Raw genomic sequence first — 18,023 nt, 5'->3', positions numbered from 1 at the left:
TGCGACTAAGTCGCATCTAGAGCTACCGAAGGAGACCGCATGGCCGACTACACGCTGCCCGAGCTCCCGTACGACTACGGCGCACTCGCCCCGCACATCAGTGGCGAGATCATGGAGCTGCACCACTCCAAGCACCACGACACCTACGTCAAGGGCGCCAACACCGCGATCGAGCAGATGGCGGAGATGCGCGACAAGGAGGAGCTGACCAAGGTCAACCTCCTGGAGAAGAACCTCGCCTTCAACCTCGCCGGCCACGTCAACCACTCGGTGTTCTGGCCCAACATGTCGCCCGACGGCGGTGACAAGCCGGACGGCGAGCTGCAGCAGGCGATCGATGACCAGTTCGGCTCGTTCGATGCGTTCCGCGCGCACTTCACGGCCAACGCGCTGGGCATTCAGGGTTCCGGCTGGTCGATCCTCGCGTGGGACTCGATCGGTGAGCGGCTGCTGATCGTCCAGCTGTACGACCACCAGGGCAACCTACCCGTCGGGCTGACGCCGCTGCTGATGCTGGACATGTGGGAGCACGCGTTCTACCTGCAGTACCGCAACGTCAAGCCCGACTACGTCAAAGCCTGGTGGAACATCGTCAACTGGGCAGACGTCATCGACCGCTTCACCCGCGCCCGCCAGGCCACGAAGGGCCTGATCCTCTCGTCCTGACGGTCTCCCAGGGGCCGCTCGGCGTACGTCGAGCGGTCCCGCCGGTGGGGTGGTTCACTGGCGGGATGGAGACGCGGCATATCGGCTGTCCGTTGTGCGAGGCGAGCTGCGGCCTGGAGGTTCAGGTCGAGGGCTTGCAGATCGCCAGCATCAAGGGCCATCAGGACGACCCGCTCTCGCGCGGCCACATCTGCCCGAAAGCCATTGCGCTGCAAGACATTCAGGCTGACCCCGACCGTCTGCGCAAGCCCGTGCGGCGGGTCGGCGACACCTGGGAGGAGATCAGCTGGAAGGACGCCATCGACCTGGTGGCGCGGCGCATCGTCGAGACCCAGCAGGAGCACGGCCGGGACGCAGTCGGCGTCTACCTCGGCAATCCCAACGTGCACAGCCTCGGCGCCCTCACGCACGGCATCCAGTTGCATCGCCTCATCCGCAGCAAGAACTCCTTCAGCGCCACCTCGATCGACCAGCTGCCGCTCCAGCTGATGTGCCACCTGCTCTACGGCCACCAGCTGATGGTGCCGATCCCAGACATCGACCGCACCGACTACTTCCTGGTGTTCGGCGGCAACCCGATGGCGTCCAACGGCTCGCTGATGACCGTGCCGGACTTCCCCGGCCGCATCCGTGAGCTCAAGGCCCGCGACGGGAAGATGATCGTCTTCGACCCGCGTCGCACCGAGACCGCCCGAGTCGCCGGCGAGCACCACTTCATCCGCCCAGGTACCGACGTCTACGTCCTCCTCGCGATGGTGCACACACTGTTCGAGGAAGACCTGACCCGGCCTCCGGCGTACGTCGACCACATCGCCGAGGTGCGCGCCGCCGTCGAGCCGTTCACGCCCGAGCTCGCTGCCCGCGCCAGCGGCGTGCCTGCCGACGAGATCGTCCGGATAGCAAGGGAATTCGCTGCCAGCCCGCGTGCGGCGGCGTACGGCCGGATGGGCACCTGCACGCAGCGGCACGGCACGGTGACGCAGTGGGCGATCCACCTGCTCAACATCCTCACCGGCAACTTCGACCGCGAGGGCGGCGTGATGTTCACCCAGCCGGCGGTCGACGTCGTCGGCAAGGGCCTGATCAGCCGCGGTCACTTCGACAAGTGGCGCAGTCGCGTACGAGGGCTGCCGGAGTTCGGTGGCGAGCTGCCGGTCGCGGCGATGGCCGAGGAGATGCTGACGCCGGGGAAGGGTCAGATCAAGGCGTTCCTGACCGTGGCGGGCAACCCGGTGTCGTCGACGCCGGACGGGCAAGGTCTGGCCGAGGCGTTGATGTCGCTGGACTTCATGGTGTCGATCGACTTCTACATCAACGAGACCACGCGCTTCGCGGACGTCATCCTGCCGCCCAGCGGACCGCTGGAGCGCGACCACTACGACCTCGTCTTCAACGCGCTCGCCGTGCGTAACACGGCCCGCTACACCAAGCCGTTGTTCCCCCAGCAGCCCGGGACCAAGCAGGACTGGGAGATCTCGCGCGACCTGGCGCTGCGCATCCTGCGGCTGCGCGGCAAGCCGGCGTCCGTCAAGCACGCGGCCAAGGTAGCGCAGCAGGCGGCGCGGTTCGCGATCCCGCCGCGACGCCAGCTCGACATGCTGCTCCGGTCGTCCAAGCTGGGTCTGTCGACGGCCAAGCTGGCGCGTACGCCGGGTGGTGCGGATCTCGGGCCGCTGCGCCCTGGCCTGCCCGGCCGGCTGCAGACGCGCGACAAGCGGATCGACCTGGCGCCGGTGGTCGTGCTCGACGAGGTGCGCCACGTCGCGCTGTCACAGCAGGAGATGGGCGCCGACGACAGCCTCGTGCTCATCGGGCGGCGGCACCAGCGGGACAACAACAGCTGGCTGCACAACGCCGACCGGCTCACCAGGGGCAAGGCCCGCCACCAGCTCTACATGCACCCGGAGGATCTCGCCGCGCGCGGTCTGACGGACGGCGACCGGGTGGGTGTCGCATCGCGGGTCGGCGAGGTGGAGATCGAGGTCGCCTCGACGGACGAGATGATGCGAGGCGTGGTGAGCCTGCCGCACGGTTACGGGCAGGGGCGCGCGAAGGGCGTCCGGCTGAGCAAGGCGACGGACCTGCCAGGGGTGTCGGTCAACGACCTCACGGACCCGGAGCTGCTGGACGGGATCTCGGCGAATGCCGCGGTGAACGGCGTGCCCGTCACGGTGCGGGCTCTGGTCCAGCCGGTCTAGCTGGAGGTGGCGCCCGCGTAGGGCTCGGCTTTCGCGATCTTGGCGACGACGGGGTCGACCAAGGCGCCCCGGCGGGCCGCGCTTCGGACGAGAGCGCGAGCCATGCGTACGGCCTCAGGGCGGACCCGGATCACCGGGTCGTCAGCGGTCGTGCTGCTCATCTACTGCCTCCTCGTCGGACCGGTGCTCATTGTCCTCCTCGACCCTGACCTGGTCCAGTGAGGCGCCGTGCAGGAACGCCACGACCTTTTGTACGTCCGGCTCGAGCTGGCCGCGCAGGATCCGTTCGGCAAGGGCGCGCTCCTCAGGCGTGCCGAGGTCGCTCTCGACCAGCTCGGCCAGCATGTCCTCACCGATGCGGTGGCGGTCCGGCGACGGATCGGTGAGCTGTTCGACCGCCGCCAGGAACCGTCGATACCACTCCTCGCGCTCGGTCTGCCGCTGACCGCGCAGCGCAACCCACGTCGATAAACCTGCTCCAGTAAGTCCCCCTATGAAGGCTGCGGCTGCGGCAAACCAGTCACTTCCATCCACAGTGAATAACGTAGCGTCGGCGTCCGGCCTCGATGTCGGAGCGGGCCCGACCAAAACGAAGAAAGCGCCAATCCCATTGGGAACTGGCGCTTTTCGCGTGTGGAGCGGGCGACGAGAATCGAACTCGCGTATTCAGCTTGGGAAGCTGATGTTCTACCATTGAACTACGCCCGCGCGACGCCTGCTGGCGCGCCCGGAGAGTCTAACCGACGTCGTGGTGACCATGAACTCGCGCGCTGTCCTGTGTCACCCTCCCGCCTGAGATAACGTGACCGGGTGCTGCTCTCAGACCGCGACATCCTGGCGCAGATCGACGCCGGACGCGTCCGGCTCGACCCATACGACGCCTCGTTGGTCCAGCCGTCGAGCATCGACTTCCGCCTGGATCGCCACTTCCGGCTGTTCGACAACCACAAGTACCCCTATATCGACCCCGCCGAGGAGCAGCCCGACCTCACGCGGGCCCTCGAGGTCGGCAAGGACGAGCCGTTCGTGCTCCACCCGGGCGAGTTCGTGCTCGGGTCGACGTACGAGACCGTGACGCTCCCGGACGACGTCGCCGCGCGGGTGGAGGGCAAGTCGAGCCTCGGCCGCCTCGGTCTCCTGACCCACGCCACCGCCGGGTTCGTCGACCCCGGGTTCTCCGGTCACGTGACCCTTGAGCTGTCCAACGTCGCGACGCTGCCGATCAAGCTGTGGCCGGGCATGAAGATCGGTCAGCTGTGCTTCTTCCAGCTCAGCTCGCCGGCCGAGAACCCCTACGGCAGTGCGAAGTACGGCTCTCACTACCAAGGGCAGCGGGGTCCCACCGCGAGCCGGTCGTTCCAGAGCTTCATTCGCGCGGACGTCTGACCGATGGCGCACGCCGAGCCGACCCCGCACCTCATCGACCCGCGCGCGCGTCGACCGCGGGCGATCGCCCTGGTCCTGCACGGCGGCGAGGAGCACAGCACGACCCCGGTCAAGCGTCTCGAGCCTGCGTTCCTGCGCATGGTGCCTTTCGCCCGCGACCTCGAGGCTCGCAGTCGCGGACGGATCGCAGCACCGTTGCTACGCAACGCTGTTCGAGGCTGGAACGACGATCTCAGGTCGCCGATCCGGGATGCCGAGTGGGCGCTCGCCAAGGTGCGGACGGCGTACCCCAACCTCCCGATCGGCCTCATCGGTCACTCGATGGGCGGACGCGTGGCGCTCGAGCTGGCCGGCCATCCCGATGTGTCCAGCATCGTCGCCCTTGCCCCGTGGGTCGGGGAACGGTACGACGGCGAAAGCTTCGTGGGCACACCACTTCTCGTGGTCCATGGAGTCAAGGACACGGTCACCGCTCCGGAGCTGTCGGAGCGTCTCGTCGCGCGGGTGAAGAGGGCCGGGGGCGAGGCCACCTATGTCGGACTGTCGGACGCTCACGCCATGCTGCGTCGTGCGGGGGAGTGGCATCGGCTCGCATCACGCTTCACCGAGCAGATGCTGCTGCACCGTGTGAATAACGTTACGTTTGGCCAGCCATAAATGCAGTTCTTGCAGATCTCTGTCGGCGCTTCACGTTAGGTTGATCGCATGATCCGCTTCGAGCAGGTCACCAAGAGCTATCCGGCCGCTGACGGCAGGGACTCGACCATCGCGGTCGACCATCTCTCGCTCGAGGCCCCTACCGGGCAGATCACGGTGTTCGTCGGACCGTCCGGGTGTGGCAAGACCACGTCGCTGCGCATGATCAACCGGATGATCGATCCGACATCCGGCCAGATCCTCATCGACGACCAGGACGTGACCCAGGTCAACCCCTCCGAGCTGAGGCGTGGCATCGGCTACGTCATCCAGCACGCCGGGCTTTTCCCGCACCGCAAGGTCATCGACAACGTCGCGACCGTGCCGCTGCTCAACGGCTGGGACAAGAAGAAGGCGCGCGACCGCGCGCACGAGGTGCTCGATCTCGTCGGGCTGCCGGGCGACTTCGCCGACCGCTACCCCTCGCAGCTGTCCGGTGGTCAGCAGCAGCGCGTCGGTGTCGCTCGGGCCCTCGCCGCTGACCCGCCCGTGATGCTGATGGACGAGCCGTTCAGCGCAGTCGACCCCGTGGTGCGCGACCAGCTGCAGGACGAGTTCCTGCGGCTGCAGAGCGAGATCGGCAAGACCATCATCTTCGTCACGCACGACATCGACGAGGCGATGAAGCTCGGCGACCAGGTCGCCGTGCTGCGCGTCGGCGGCAAGCTCGCGCAGATCGCCGAGCCGTCCTACCTGCTGGCGCACCCGATCGACGACTTCGTGGCCGACTTCGTCGGGCGCGATCGCGGCTACCGGGCGTTGACCTTCACTGAGTCGCCGGAGCTGCCGTTGGCCAAGGAGCCGGCTGTCGAGCTCGGGACGACTCCTGAGGATGCGCGATCGGTAACGCAGGACCGCTGGCTGCTGGTCGTCCAGGACGGTCGCCCGCAGGGCTGGATCGAGCCCGAGCGGATCGAGACGCCGATCGAGCCGTCGATGCTTCACCGCGGCGGCACCGTCGCACAGGCCCGCGGCCCCCTCCGCGCTTCGCTCGACGCGGCGCTGTCGTCGCCGAGCCGGCGCGGTGTCCTGGTCGACGAGGATGGCCAGCTGCTCGGCACGGTCCGAGCGCACGAGGTGCTGCAGGCCATCGAGCAGATCGATCGGCCCGAGGTCGATCCTCACGACATCGCCCCCACCAGCGCCGCCGCGGGTGACTAGCCGTGGACTGGAGCTACGTCGGTGACAACTGGTCGGACATCCTCGACCGCACCTGGCAGCACACCCTGCTCGCGGGCATCCCGCTGATCATCGGGTTGCTCATCGCGCTGCCGCTGGGTTGGCTCGGCCAACGGGTGCGCTGGCTCAAGCCGGTGCTGCTGTCCGGGTCCGGGCTGCTCTACACGATTCCCTCGCTAGTGCTGTTCGTGGTCATGCCGATCTTCCTCGGCACCAAGATCCTCGACCCCGTCAACGTGATCGCGGCCATGACGGTCTACACGCTGGCGCTGCTGGTCCGGACCGTGACCGACGGTCTCGAAGCGGTGCCGGAGTCCACTCGACAAGCGGCGACCGCGATCGGCTATCCACCGGTCAAGCGGTTCCTCGGTGTCGAGCTGCCGCTCGCCGTCCCTGTGATCGCCTCTGGGCTGCGCGTCGCAGCGGTCAGCAACGTGAGCATCGTCAGCGTCGCTGCCCTGCTGGGCATCCCGCAGCTTGGCTACTACCTGACGGACGCCTACAAACGCGGCTACTGGACCGAGATCTGGGTCGGCATCGTCACCTGCGTCGTCTTGGCCCTGCTCTTCGACCTCGTCATCCAGCTGGTCGCCCGGTTCCTCACACCGTGGGCGCGGGTGAGGGCGTCATGATCATCTCCGACACGTGGGACTGGCTCACCGACGGCAGCAACTGGTCGGGCCCAGACGGCATTGGCCATCGCATCTTCGAGCATCTCTGGTACTCCGGCCTCACCCTGCTGATCGCAGCGCTCATCGCGATCCCGCTCGGCTCGTGGATCGCCCATACGGGCAAGGGAAAGTGGCTGGTCTCGCTGGCCAACTCGTTGCGCGCTGTGCCCAGCCTCGGTCTGCTGTTCGCGGCGTCAATGTGGCTCACCCCGAAGTTCAAGGGCGACAGCGACACGGGCTACCTCGTGCCGGCGATCGCGGTCCTCGTGATCCTTGCGATTCCAGCGCTGCTCGCCGGTGCCTACTCAGGCGTGAGCGAGGTCGACCCGGCCGCCCGCGATGCCGCCAAGGGTATGGGCATGAGTGGCACCGAGGTCTTCACCAAGGTCGAGCTGCCTTGTGCCTTGCCGCTGATGTTCTCCGGGCTGCGCAGCGCGACGCTCCAGGTCATCGCGACCGCGACGATCGCTGCGTTCGTCGGACTGGACGCGCTTGGTGCGTTCTTGCGAGACGGTCTTGCATCGAGCGTCTATCCCGAGATGATCGGCGGCTCGATCCTCGTGGCAGGTCTCGCGCTGGTGGCCGACCTGATCCTGGCTCTGATCCAGCGGTCTGTGGTCTCGCCAGGTCTGACCGGCAAGGCAGCGCGAGCTCGACGTCGTGCGCGCTCGGCGGGCACTGAGCATGCGGCCGAGCTCGCCATCCGAGGCGCCGTCCCAGGCGGTGGTGGCGGTGGCTGATCTGATGAATCCCCTTCGCAGACAAGGAAACCGGACCATGCGACGTACGACCAGCTTCGTGGCCGCACTGGGTGTCAGCGTGCTTGCGCTCAGCGGCTGCGGCCTGTCCGGTGATGCGCTCGAGTCAGGTGGGGGCGGCAACTGCGACGACGCCAAGCCCAAGGACGGTCCGATCAAGATCGGTTCGGCTGACTTCCCCGAGTCCAGTCTGATCGCCGAGGTCTACGCCGGTGCGCTCAAGGCCAAGGGTGTCCAGGTGTCGACGACCGACCCGATCGGCGCGCGCGAGGCCTACCTCAAGGCGCTGTCGGACGGCTCGGTGCAGATCGTCCCCGAATACACCAACTCGCTGCTCACCTTCCTCGACAAGGACGCCAAGGCCAAGGGTCCCGACGAGATCTACGCGGCGCTGCTGACCACGATCCCGTGCGACGAGCTGGCGCTGCAGAAGTCCGCCGCCGAGGACTCCAACGCGATGGTCGTACCCAAGAGCGTCGCCGACAAGTGGCAGCTCAAGACCATCTCCGACCTCGCCAAGCACGCCAACGAGGTCACGATTGCCGCACCGGCCGAGTTCCGCACCCGTGAGCAGGGGCTGCTCGGGCTGAAGTCGACCTACAACCTGACGCCGAAGTCATTCCGCCCGCTCGGCAACCCGCAGGCCATCTCGACGGCGCTGAAGAACGGCCAGGCGCAGGCGGCCAACATCTTCTCGACCGACCCGTCCATCACGACCAACGGGTTCGTGGTGCTCAAGGACGACAAGGCGCTGTTCGGCTCGGACAACGTGATCCCGCTGATCGCCAAGAAGGCCGCGACGCCCAAGGTGCAGGTCGCGCTCAACGCGGTCTCCGCCAAGCTGACCACCACCAATCTGGCGCAGATGCTGAAGGAAGTCGTGGTCGACAAGAAGTCCGCCAAGACGGTGGCCGCTGCCTTCCTCAAGGCGAACGGCCTCGCCTGACCCAGCAACCACGCACCCCACCGGCGAAAGTTGGTGGGGTGCACAGCTGTGCGTGTGCCGCTGGTCAACTTTTGCCGCGGCGGTCCGACGCATCGGCCTGGGTGCTGCTGACAAATGTCACTTGTGAGTGAGTGCTCACTCATATAGCGTCTCGCCCGTGACCAGCACCGAGAGCACTTCGACGCGCGCCCGGCCGATGCCCACTGAGGAGCGGCGGCAGGCGTTGATCGATGCGACCCTGCGCGCGATCCGTGAGCACCACTGCTCGCCCTCGACCCGCCAGATCGCGCAGGCGGCCGGGGTCGCCGAGGGCACGATCTTCCGAGTCTTCGCGAGCAAGGAAGAGCTGCTGGACGCGGCCGTCGCGGCGGCCTTCGACCCGGGTCCGATCGAGGAGGCGCTGGCCGAGATCTCGATGGAGCTGCCGCTTCGAGACCGGCTGGTGTCGGTCGTCCATCTCCTGCAGCGACGGTTCAGCGACGTGTTCGAGCTGATGGGTGCGCTGGGGATGTCGGCTCCGCCGTCCGAGCACGTCAACAACAGTCGTACGCCTGAGCGACACGCGATCCTGAGCGAGCAGTTCATCGATCTGATCCGTCCCGACGCTGACCAGCTGCGCTGCAGCCCGGAGCAGGCCATGACCTACCTCCGGCTCTTCTCGTTCTCCGGCAGTCACCCCAAGATCACCCACGGAGAAGTCCTCACAGCCGAGCAGATCGTCGACACGATCCTCTACGGCGTCGTCGTCGACCCGGGTGGTCGCCCATGAATTCGTTTGACCTCCACCACGGTTCAGGTCCTAGCGTCATAGCGGCGCGGGCGACCGAGCCGCCCAGCCACTCACTTTCCAAGGAGCCCTGAGTGCTTTTCCGTCTCGTTCGCGAACGCCTGCGGCGCTATCGCAGCTGGATCCTGCTGCTGATCCTGCTGCAGCTCATCGGCGTGATCGCATCGCTCTACCTCCCCAGCCTCAACGCCGCGATCATCGACAAGGGGCTGAGCCGCGGTGACACCGACTTCATCTGGCACACCGGCGGCACGATGCTCATCGTCTCGCTCGTCCAGGTGATCGCCTCCGCCGGCGCGACCTACGTCGGAGCCCGCACGGCAACCGGATTCGGGCGTGACTCGCGTGCCGAGATCTTCGACAAGGTCGCGCACTTCTCGGGCCGCGAGGTCAACATGTTCGGCGCGCCGTCCCTGATCACCCGCTCGACCAACGACGTCCAGCAGGTGCAGATGCTCGTTCTGATGGGCTGCACGATCGTGGTGACCGCGCCGATCATGATGGGCGGCGGCATCGTGATGGCGCTGCGCGAGGACGTCGGCCTGTCCTGGTTGATGGTCGTCGCGGTGCCCATCCTTGCCGGCGCGATCGGCATGATCGTCGTACGCATGGTGCCCGGCTTCCGCATCGTGCAGAAACAGCTCGACGCCGTTAACCGGGTGCTGCGCGAGCAGCTCATGGGTGTGCGCGTGATCCGCGCATTCGTCCGGGAGCCTTACGAGACAAGCCGATTCACTGACTCCAATGCCGTGCTGACCGAGGCCTCGCGCAAGGTCATGCGCCTGACCGGCGCGATGTTCCCCATCGTGATGCTCGTGATGAACGCCTCGACGATCGCGGTGCTGTGGTTCGGGGGCCACCGCGTGGGAGACGGTGAGATGCAGGTCGGCGCGCTGACGGCGTACATGACCTATCTGATCCAGATCCTGATGTCGGTGATGATGGCGACGTTCATGGTGATGATGGTGCCGCGCGCGTCGGTGGCCGCCGAGCGCATCCAGGAGGTCCTCGAGACCGACACCTCGGTGAAGCCGCCGAGCCAGCCCGCCACCGTCGATCAGCTGCGTGGCGTGGTCGAGCTGGACAACGTCTCGATGCAGTACCCGGGTGCTGACCTGCCCGTGCTGTGCAACGTCTCGCTGCGTGCTGAGCCGGGTCAGACGGTCGCGATCATCGGCTCGACCGGATCGGGCAAGTCGACGCTGATCTCTTTGATAGCAAGGCTGTTCGACGCTACGGGTGGTCGCGTGCTGATCGATGGTGCGAATGTGCAGGACCTGGATCCCGAGGTGCTCTGGGGGCACCTCGGGATCGTCCCGCAGAAGCCCTACCTGTTCACCGGCACTGTCGCCAGCAACCTGCGCTACGGCAACCCGGACGCTACGGACGATGAGCTGTGGGAGGCGTTGGAGGTGGCGCAGGGGCGTGACTTCGTCGAGAAGATGGACGGCGGCCTCGAGGCGGCCATCGCCCAGGGCGGCACCAACGTGTCCGGCGGTCAGCGCCAACGGCTATGCATTGCAAGGGCATTGGTCGCTCGGCCGACGATCTATCTGTTCGACGACTCGTTCTCGGCGCTCGACCTCGCGACCGATGCGCGACTACGCCAGGCGCTCAAGCCGTACGTCCGGGAGGCGACGGTCTTCATCGTCGGCCAGCGCGTCTCGACCATCGCGGACGCCGACCAGATCATCGTGCTCGACGACGGGCTCGTCGTCGGAGCGGGCACGCACGAGGAGCTGATGGAGACCTGCGAGACCTATCAGGAGATCGTGGCGTCGCAGGACGGACAGGAGGAGGCGGCATGACAACCTCCGAGACGCAGGACACGACGGAGGAGCAGGAGAAGCCCGCCACGCTGAGCACGCCTCGGCGACCGCAGGGTGGGGCGGCGCGCGGACCGTTTGCCGCGATGGGTCCGACCGACAAGTCGATGAACTTCAAGCCCTCGGCCAAGCGGCTGATCGGACTGCTGCGGCCCGAGCGGGTGCGGATGTATTTCGTTCTCGCGCTGACGGTTTCGGCCGTCATCATGAACGTCATCGGACCGCGCATCATCGGTCACGCCGTCGACAAGATCTTCGCCGGTGCCACGGGCCAGCGTCTCCCGGCAGGGCAGAGCAAGGACGCGGTGGTCGAGGGGCTGCGCAACAGCGGCCAGGGCACCTTCGCCGACATGGTCGCCAAGATGGACCTGACCCCGGGAGTCGGGATCGACTTCGGGGCGGTCGGGCAGATTCTGCTGATCGTGCTGGCGCTCTATGTTGTCGCGTCGTTGTTCCAGTACGCCCAGAGCTGGCTGCTCAACGACGCCGTCCAGTCGACGGTGCAGCGGTTGCGCAACGACGTCGAGGCCAAGATCCACCGCCTGCCGCTGAGCTACTTCGACCAGCAGCCGCGCGGCGAGCTGCTGTCGCGGGTGACCAACGACATCGACAACATCGGGCAGTCGCTCACCCAGACGTTGAGCCAGCTGCTGTTCTCGCTGCTGACCGTCGTCGGCGTGCTCGTCATGATGCTCACGGTGTCGCCGCTGCTCACGGTGGTCGCGGTCGTCGCCATCCCGATCGCGATGCTCGTGACCGGGCAGATCATGAAGCGCTCCCAGAAGATGTTCGTCAACCAGTGGAAGAACACCGGCGAGCTGAACGGGCAGATCGAGGAGGCGTTCACCGGCCACGAGCTGGTGACGGTCTTCGGCCGGCGCCGCGAGGTGCAGGAGCAGTTCGACGCCAAGAACAACGAGCTCATGGGTGTGAGCTATCGGGCGCAGTTCATCTCCGGTCTGATGATGCCGATCATGATGTTCGTCGGGAACCTGACGTACGTCTTCGTCTGCGTCGTCGGTGGCCTGCGGGTCGCGAACGGCTCGATGACGATCGGTGGGGTGACCGCGTTCGTCCAGTACTCGCGCCAGTTCACCCAGCCGCTGACCCAGCTCGCCTCCATGGCCAACCTGCTCCAGTCCGGTGTCGCCTCGGCCGAGCGTGTCTTCGAGCTGCTGGATGCGCCGGAGCAGACCGCGGACGCGACCGCGGACCTGCCGCCGACGCGTGGCCGGGTCGCCTTCGAGGACGTGTCCTTCGGCTACACCAAGGACAAGCCGCTCATCGAGGACCTGAACCTCGTGGCCGAGCCGGGCCAGACAGTCGCCATCGTCGGGCCCACCGGCGCGGGCAAGACCACGCTGGTCAACCTGCTGATGCGCTTCTACGAGCTGGACGGCGGGCGCATCACGCTCGACGGCGTCGACGTGGCGACGGTGCCTCGCCCCGAGTTGCGTGACCGGATCGGCATGGTTCTGCAGGACACCTGGCTGTTCGGCGGCACCATCCGCGAGAACATCGCGTACGGCAACCTCGGGGCCACCGAGGAGCAACTCCAGGAGGCCGCCCGCGCGACGTTCGTCGACCGGTTCGTGCACTCGCTGCCGGACGGCTACGACACGGTCATCGATGACGAGGGCAGCAACATCTCGGTCGGTGAGCGTCAGCTGATCACCATCGCGCGCGCGTTCCTCGCCGACCCGGCCATGCTGGTGCTGGACGAGGCGACCAGCTCGGTCGACACGCGTACGGAGGTCTTGCTGCAGCAGGCGATGGCGGCACTGCGTTCGGACCGCACGAGCTTCGTGATCGCGCACCGGCTCTCCACGATCCGCGACGCCGACACCATCCTGGTGATGGAGAACGGTCACATCGTCGAGCAGGGCAACCACCACGAGCTGATCGCCGCCGAGGGTGCGTACTACCGCCTCTACATGGCGCAGTTCCGCGGTGCGATCGTCGACGTCGACGAGGAGGACGCCCCCGCCCCCGTCCGCTGAACCAACCACCGCTGGTCGAGTAGCCGGAGCGCCAGCGGAGGCGTATCGAGACCAGGTGCCCGCGCGCGGCTGGTCTCGATACGGCTCGCCCTTGGGGCTCGCCTACTCGACCGGCGGGTGGCTCGCCTACTCGACCGGCGGGTGGCTCGCCTACTCGACCGGCGGGTGGCTCGCCTACTCGACCGGCGGGTGGCTCGCCTACTCGACCAGCGGTTGGCGCAGCTGTCGGGGGGAGCGTCCGGTGACCGCCCGGCAGGTCTTGTTGAACGCCTGCAGGTCAGGAATCCCCACCGTGGCGGCGATCGCGCTCACCGACATCGTCGTGTTGGTGAGCAGCCGCTGTGCATGCTCCACCCGGCGCCGGCGTACGTAGCCGGTCACGGTCTGCCCCGTCTGGGCGGAGAACACCCGGGTGAGATGGTCGGCGGTGATGCCCATCGAGCGGGCGAGCGCGGGCACGGTGATCCGCTCGGTCAGGTGCGACTCGACGTATGACATGGCAGCGGCGACGTACGACGACGCCGGCGAGTTCTCGACGCGGCCCGCTGCGGCGGTACGCGCCCGGTCGCGTTCGGCGAGGCGTAGCAGGACCATCCAGATGTCCGCCTGGGTGCGCTCCGGACGCGACGCGGCGGAGGCGATCGCCGAGCTCATGAGGTCGGTGAGGGCGGGCAGCTCGGCCCCGGCGGAGATCATCACCTCGGTGGCGGCCGCGTCGACCGGGTGGATGAACGCCGCCTCGAGGTGGGCGTACAGATGGTTCGACGGTCCGCGGTAGCGGTAGCGAACCGGCGTCGCGGGCGGCACCAGCGAGACGCTGCCCGGCTCGATCTGGTGCCGGGTGCCGCCGACCTGGAGGTCAGCCGCGTAGCTGTAGAGATGGAGCTGCCACAGCTGTGGCAGGACGAAGTCGTCGACGAGCTGGCGCACGCCGTGGAGACCGCGCCCGGCGGCGGCCACCAGGGGAGGTCTGGTGACGTCGATGGCTGCGTACGTCGTCTGCCTGCCTTCTGCCATGCCGGATTCTTACCACTTCATGCCTGATGATGGCCACGACGTGGCGGGCGCACAGACCTAGCGTCATCGGCATGAACGTTGACCGCAAGCACCTCCTAGCCTCCGTGGAGATGGCGCACTTCGTCTCCCACGGCAGTCTCGTGCTCGAGAGTGCCGTGCCCGAATCCCTCAACGCCAGAGCCATTTCGGTGCTCGATGCCGGAATGGACCGACACCCGTACGGCACCGCGCTCGACACGGCCTTCCCTCAGGGCACGTTCGTGCGCGAGTTGCTCGATCTACCCGCAGTGGCCGGCGCGATTCAGAGCCTGGTCGGACCGAGGCCGGTCATCGACCACCACGCGGTGCACGTCCGCCCGCCCCGCGGCGGAGAGGCGCAGAACCTCCATGCTGATGCGGTGCTCGACCCTCGTGTCGATGCCTTCGACGTGCAGCTCATGTACTACCCGAAGGCGGTCACGCTCGAGCAAGGCGGCACGCTCAGCGTGCCCGGCACCCATCTGCGTCGGATCAACGAGTCCGGCATCGGCCGCTACCAGAACCTCGCGGGCCAGACCCGCCTGACCTGTCCGGCTGGCACAGTCGTCCTCCTGCACCACGCCATCTGGCACAGCGGCCGGCGCAACGACTCCGACCAGCCGCGCTACATGTTCAAGATCCGCTTCAACCCCACGGTCCGCCAGCTGCGCCTGTGGAACACCGACGACATCGACGACCCGGCGGTGCGCGCCGCCCTCACGACGACCTTCCCGTGGTCCGCCGGTCCCGAGGGGCGGCTGGAGCTCATCAACCGCGCCCGGCTGTGGCGGTCGCTCACCGGCGACGCCGACTTCGACATCGACTACTACCTGACCCGTGCCCAGCTGAGGCCGCAGACAGTGGACTCAGCCGCGACCGACTCCCGCCTCGGCGGCGGTCGTACCGCTGACGGTTGGGCGATGGCATGAGCACCGATCCCGTCGCCGAGTCGTTCGCCGCACCGTCGGCGACCCCGCACCTGCGCCAGCAGCTCGTCGTCCTCTACCTGGCGTCCTCGACCCTGGACTCAAGCGTGGTCGGCTGGACGCGCTACGACGGGACCGGTCGGTCGCGTCCCACCACTGGTGACAGCGACGATCCGCCGTACGCCACCGGCCTCGACGCCTTGCTCGACGGCTGGCGGCTGCTGCAGATGTCGCAGCTGCTGCCGCACGCGAAGAGCGATGAGTACGACGTCGCGTACCTGCCGTACGAGTTCCTCTTCGAGCGCCTCGTCGACACATCTCCGTCGGTCGAGTAGACGGGCTCGCTACCGCCGGTCGAGTAGGCGAGCTCGCTACCGCCGGTCGAGTAGGCGAGCTCGCTACCGCCGGTCGAGTAGGCGAGCCCCAAGGGCGAGCCGTATCGAGACCAGGTGCACGCGGGCACCTGGTCTCGATACGCCTCCGCTGGCGCTCCGGCTACTCGACCAACGGAGCGGTGCTACCCGACCGGTGTGAGGGCGGGGGCGATGTTGTGGTTCAGGTGCAACCGGTTCTCGGGGTCGTACGCCGTCTTCACCTCTTCCAGGCGCCGGTAGTTGGCCGCGCCGAGACCGGCCACGACCCTCTCGTGGCCCTCGTCGCCGGTGAAGTTGAGATAGACGTCACCGGTGGCGTACGGCCGGACGCTGGCACACAGGTCGCGCGCCCACGCGATGCCGCGGGCGTCGTCGGCCGGGTCGGTCCACAGCCCGAGCGGGTGCACCACCCATTGCGTACGTCGGTGTGGCAGCGGCCAGTCCGCCGTCTCCTGAGCGAGTGCGCCGCCCCACGGGATCAGGATCTGCTGAGACGGTGACGGCACGACCATGTGTGCGGACGCCGCGTGCACGAGGTCGATGGCCTCGTCGGGCAACGCCATCAGGTGCTCGGCCGACCAGTAGTTGCGGAAGCCGGGCGGGTCGTCCAGCGCGGACTGGATGTCGGCGTACGGCATCGGCGTGATCATGGCGCTGTCGGGAGCGAGCGCGAGCAGTGACGCGATGGAGTCACGAGCAGCACCCTCCTCGCCGGCGTACACGACGACCGCGGCGTGCGCGAGCTTGCCCACCAGGTGGGGCGGGACGAACTCCTCGGGTGGTCCGGTGAGGTAGGCACTGCCTCCGCCGAGCGCGTCGGGCGCGTCGCCTTCGAGCAGGTCGCGGTACGCCCGGGTCACCTCGGGTCCGGCGTCGGGCGGCCAGAACAGTAGGCCGAGTGTCGTCGTCTGCAGCGGGTGCAGCCTGAACGTCAGCTCGGTGACCACGCCGAAGTTGCCGCCGCCGCCGTGCAGAGCCCAGAAGAGCTCAGGGTTCTCGTCCTCGCTCGCAACCACGACCCGGCCGTCGACGGTGACGACCTCAGCCGACAGGACGTTGTCACACGCGAGCCCGAAAGACCTTTCGAGCCAACCGGATCCACCGCCGAGCGTGAGTCCGGCGACGCCCGTTGTGGACACCCGACCACCCGTCGTGGCGAGACCGTACGGCGCGCAGGCACGGTCGACGTCGGCCCACGTGGCGCCACCCGCAACCGTCGCGACCTTGCGCGCAGAGTCGACCTCGACCGCTGCCATGCGCCGAAGGTCGATGACCAGTCCGCCTTCGGTCACTCCGAAGCCTGCGGCGCTGTGCCCGCCGGCCCGAACCGCAACCTCCCAGCCGCGGTCGGCAGCGAGCGCCAACGCCGTGACCACATCGTCCCGCGACTCGCACTGGGCGATCAGAGCCGGCCGACGGTCGATCATGCCGTTGAAGACCTGGCGAGCCTCGTCGTACGACGGATCTCCCGGACCCACCAGGCTGCCGGCCATCATGGCCCTGACGGTCATGGCCGTGCCTCGTAGACGATGTTGAAGGGCGTCTCAGCCACGCGGCTGAACCGGGTGAACCCGGCTTCCTTGCACAACCGGCCGATGGCTGCTTCGCCCGCTTGTGCGCCGAGCGAGTAGCCGCCCTCCTGCGAGAGTGCGTTGGGCACGCAGAGGAAGGTCGAGAACGAGTAGTACACGCGGCCAACGGGATTCAGGTTGTCGCTGACGGTGTCCCCGGCAAACGGCTCGACGATCATCCACGTTCCGTCCTCGCGAAGGGACTCGCGGATGTGGTGGGCCGCCCGCCCGGGGTCGCCCATGTCATGCAGCGAGTCGAACGTAGTGACCAGGTCGTACGGTCCACCGCCGAAGTCCTGCGCGGTGGCGACCTCGAACGACGTACGCTCCGCGACGTCGGAGCTCGCCGCGCGCTTGCCGGCCGCGTCGATCGACTCGTCGTGGTAGTCCGAGCCGACGAAGGTCGAGGCCGGGAACGCCTGTGCCATCAGGATGGTCGAGGCGCCGTGCCCGCAGCCGAGGTCCGCGACGCGGGCCCCGGACTCGAGCTTGGCGACGACGCCGTCCAGGGCGGGAAGCCACTCAGGTACGAGGTTGGCCGAGTAGCCGGGACGGAAGAACCGCTCGCACCCGCTGAACACGCCCTCGTCGTGCTCGTGCCACCCGAAGCCAGCGCCGTCCTTGAAGGCTGCGGTGATGGCCGGTTCAGCGCGCAAGGTGGCCAGCGCGAGCTGGAAGGCACCCGGCACGAACACCGCGCCGTCCGGATCGGTCAGCGCGAACGTCTGCTCCTCGGTCATCGAGTAGCGGCCGCTCGACTCGTCGTACATGACGTAGCCGCTCGCAGCCTGGCCGCGCAGCCACTCCTCGACGTAGCGGGCCGCAGTGCCCGTCCGCTCCGCGAGTTCCTCTGGGCGAGAAGGCTTTTCGCTCAGGGATCGGTACAGGCCGAGGCGGTCGCCAATGACAACACTCCCCGCCGCCATAGTTGCTCCCAGGTCGCCGACAAAGCGGCCGAGGAAGTCCATGAGCTTGTCCTGGTCAACAGGCATGATCATCTCCAG

Annotated in this window: 18 protein-coding genes and 1 tRNA gene; 13 read left to right on the top strand and 6 right to left on the bottom strand. The window is 67.6% G+C overall.

Annotated elements, in window-relative coordinates; genetic code table 11:
• Positions 1-39 precede the first annotated feature (39 nt).
• Both VV02_RS24800 and VV02_RS24795 read left to right on the top strand, forming a co-directional pair.
• A complete protein-coding gene (locus VV02_RS24800) occupies positions 40-666 on the top strand; it encodes a superoxide dismutase (RefSeq protein ID WP_052596021.1) in 627 nt (208 codons plus the stop codon).
• Between the two features lie 65 nt (positions 667-731).
• On the top strand, positions 732-2,864 hold the full coding sequence (locus tag VV02_RS24795) for a molybdopterin-dependent oxidoreductase (protein ID WP_052596019.1): 2,133 nt from the start codon (positions 732-734) through the stop codon (positions 2,862-2,864).
• Here the strand turns inward: VV02_RS24795 and VV02_RS26605 are convergent.
• The 3 genes from VV02_RS26605 to VV02_RS24785 form a co-directional block, all read right to left on the bottom strand.
• Complete coding sequence (locus tag VV02_RS26605) at positions 2,861-3,025, bottom strand: hypothetical protein (RefSeq protein ID WP_157063555.1); 165 nt, start codon at positions 3,023-3,025, stop codon at positions 2,861-2,863. The two genes, VV02_RS24795 and VV02_RS26605, sit on opposite strands and share 4 nt — an antisense overlap.
• Positions 3,006-3,398 (bottom strand): hypothetical protein, encoded by a 393-nt coding sequence (locus VV02_RS26600; protein WP_157063554.1) that lies wholly within the window; start codon positions 3,396-3,398, stop codon positions 3,006-3,008. The genes VV02_RS26605 and VV02_RS26600 overlap by 20 nt, the downstream gene beginning before the upstream one ends.
• 100 nt (positions 3,399-3,498) lie before the next feature.
• A tRNA-Gly gene (locus VV02_RS24785) sits at positions 3,499-3,572 on the bottom strand.
• Between the two features lie 102 nt (positions 3,573-3,674).
• Here VV02_RS24785 and dcd point away from each other — a divergent pair.
• The 9 genes from dcd to VV02_RS24740 all read left to right on the top strand — a co-directional run bounded on the left by dcd (position 3,675) and on the right by VV02_RS24740 (position 13,113).
• A complete protein-coding gene (gene dcd, locus VV02_RS24780; protein WP_052596016.1) occupies positions 3,675-4,250 on the top strand; it encodes a dCTP deaminase in 576 nt (191 codons plus the stop codon).
• Positions 4,251-4,253: 3 nt separating this feature from the next.
• Positions 4,254-4,907: an alpha/beta hydrolase gene (locus VV02_RS24775; protein ID WP_052596014.1), complete on the top strand. Its 654-nt coding sequence runs from the start codon at positions 4,254-4,256 to the stop codon at positions 4,905-4,907.
• Positions 4,908-4,955: 48 nt separating this feature from the next.
• A complete protein-coding gene (locus VV02_RS24770) occupies positions 4,956-6,107 on the top strand; it encodes an ABC transporter ATP-binding protein (RefSeq protein WP_052596012.1) in 1,152 nt (383 codons plus the stop codon).
• 2 nt (positions 6,108-6,109) lie between these two features.
• Complete coding sequence (locus VV02_RS24765) at positions 6,110-6,757, top strand: ABC transporter permease (protein WP_052596011.1); 648 nt, start codon at positions 6,110-6,112, stop codon at positions 6,755-6,757.
• Positions 6,754-7,536 (top strand): ABC transporter permease, encoded by a 783-nt coding sequence (locus VV02_RS24760; RefSeq protein ID WP_083450622.1) that lies wholly within the window; start codon positions 6,754-6,756, stop codon positions 7,534-7,536. Before VV02_RS24765 ends, VV02_RS24760 begins: the two co-directional genes overlap by 4 nt.
• A 37-nt stretch (positions 7,537-7,573) precedes the next feature.
• Complete coding sequence (locus tag VV02_RS24755) at positions 7,574-8,500, top strand: ABC transporter substrate-binding protein (RefSeq protein WP_052596009.1); 927 nt, start codon at positions 7,574-7,576, stop codon at positions 8,498-8,500.
• 157 nt (positions 8,501-8,657) lie between these two features.
• Positions 8,658-9,269: a TetR/AcrR family transcriptional regulator gene (locus VV02_RS24750; RefSeq protein ID WP_052596008.1), complete on the top strand. Its 612-nt coding sequence runs from the start codon at positions 8,658-8,660 to the stop codon at positions 9,267-9,269.
• Between the two features lie 92 nt (positions 9,270-9,361).
• Positions 9,362-11,095 (top strand): ABC transporter ATP-binding protein, encoded by a 1,734-nt coding sequence (locus VV02_RS24745; protein WP_052596006.1) that lies wholly within the window; start codon positions 9,362-9,364, stop codon positions 11,093-11,095.
• Entirely contained in the window at positions 11,092-13,113 is a 2,022-nt protein-coding gene (locus VV02_RS24740) for an ABC transporter ATP-binding protein (protein WP_052596004.1), read from the top strand. Before VV02_RS24745 ends, VV02_RS24740 begins: the two co-directional genes overlap by 4 nt.
• 198 nt (positions 13,114-13,311) lie before the next feature.
• Here VV02_RS24740 and VV02_RS24735 read toward each other — a convergent pair whose 3' ends face one another.
• Entirely contained in the window at positions 13,312-14,130 is an 819-nt protein-coding gene (locus VV02_RS24735) for an AraC family transcriptional regulator (RefSeq protein WP_052596003.1), read from the bottom strand.
• Between the two features lie 71 nt (positions 14,131-14,201).
• Between VV02_RS24735 and VV02_RS24730 the strand changes: the two genes are divergently transcribed.
• On the top strand, positions 14,202-15,077 hold the full coding sequence (locus VV02_RS24730) for a phytanoyl-CoA dioxygenase family protein (RefSeq protein ID WP_052596001.1): 876 nt from the start codon (positions 14,202-14,204) through the stop codon (positions 15,075-15,077).
• Complete coding sequence (locus VV02_RS24725; protein WP_218917472.1) at positions 15,074-15,409, top strand: hypothetical protein; 336 nt, start codon at positions 15,074-15,076, stop codon at positions 15,407-15,409. The genes VV02_RS24730 and VV02_RS24725 overlap by 4 nt, the downstream gene beginning before the upstream one ends.
• A 182-nt stretch (positions 15,410-15,591) precedes the next feature.
• Here VV02_RS24725 and VV02_RS24720 read toward each other — a convergent pair whose 3' ends face one another.
• Together VV02_RS24720 and VV02_RS24715 are read right to left on the bottom strand one after the other, a co-directional pair.
• A complete protein-coding gene (locus VV02_RS24720) occupies positions 15,592-16,959 on the bottom strand; it encodes an FAD-binding oxidoreductase (protein WP_052595999.1) in 1,368 nt (455 codons plus the stop codon).
• Positions 16,956-18,011 (bottom strand): class I SAM-dependent methyltransferase, encoded by a 1,056-nt coding sequence (locus tag VV02_RS24715; RefSeq protein WP_052597536.1) that lies wholly within the window; start codon positions 18,009-18,011, stop codon positions 16,956-16,958. Before VV02_RS24715 ends, VV02_RS24720 begins: the two co-directional genes overlap by 4 nt.
• Between the last annotated feature and the right edge of the window lie 12 nt (positions 18,012-18,023).

The sequence above is a fragment of the Luteipulveratus mongoliensis genome (genome assembly GCF_001190945.1).
GTDB lineage: Bacteria > Actinomycetota > Actinomycetes > Actinomycetales > Dermatophilaceae > Luteipulveratus > Luteipulveratus mongoliensis.
Note: the sequence above shows the minus strand (reverse complement) of the source record. Positions and strands in the feature narration are given on the sequence as shown.

Bases quoted from the DNA above. Each gene is read 5' to 3' on its own strand.
- VV02_RS24800 (WP_052596021.1), top strand. From the start codon at position 40: ATGGCCGACTACACGCTGCCCGAGCTCCCGTACGACTACGGCGCACTC.
- VV02_RS24795 (WP_052596019.1), top strand. From the start codon at position 732: ATGGAGACGCGGCATATCGGCTGTCCGTTGTGCGAGGCGAGCTGCGGC.
- VV02_RS26605 (WP_157063555.1), bottom strand. From the start codon at position 3,025: ATGAGCAGCACGACCGCTGACGACCCGGTGATCCGGGTCCGCCCTGAG.
- VV02_RS24775 (WP_052596014.1), top strand. From the start codon at position 4,254: ATGGCGCACGCCGAGCCGACCCCGCACCTCATCGACCCGCGCGCGCGT.
- VV02_RS24770 (WP_052596012.1), top strand. From the start codon at position 4,956: ATGATCCGCTTCGAGCAGGTCACCAAGAGCTATCCGGCCGCTGACGGC.
- VV02_RS24760 (WP_083450622.1), top strand. From the start codon at position 6,754: ATGATCATCTCCGACACGTGGGACTGGCTCACCGACGGCAGCAACTGG.
- VV02_RS24755 (WP_052596009.1), top strand. From the start codon at position 7,574: ATGCGACGTACGACCAGCTTCGTGGCCGCACTGGGTGTCAGCGTGCTT.
- VV02_RS24740 (WP_052596004.1), top strand. From the start codon at position 11,092: ATGACAACCTCCGAGACGCAGGACACGACGGAGGAGCAGGAGAAGCCC.
- VV02_RS24735 (WP_052596003.1), bottom strand. From the start codon at position 14,130: ATGGCAGAAGGCAGGCAGACGACGTACGCAGCCATCGACGTCACCAGA.
- VV02_RS24730 (WP_052596001.1), top strand. From the start codon at position 14,202: ATGAACGTTGACCGCAAGCACCTCCTAGCCTCCGTGGAGATGGCGCAC.
- VV02_RS24725 (WP_218917472.1), top strand. From the start codon at position 15,074: ATGAGCACCGATCCCGTCGCCGAGTCGTTCGCCGCACCGTCGGCGACC.
- VV02_RS24720 (WP_052595999.1), bottom strand. From the start codon at position 16,959: ATGACCGTCAGGGCCATGATGGCCGGCAGCCTGGTGGGTCCGGGAGAT.
- VV02_RS24715 (WP_052597536.1), bottom strand. From the start codon at position 18,011: ATGCCTGTTGACCAGGACAAGCTCATGGACTTCCTCGGCCGCTTTGTC.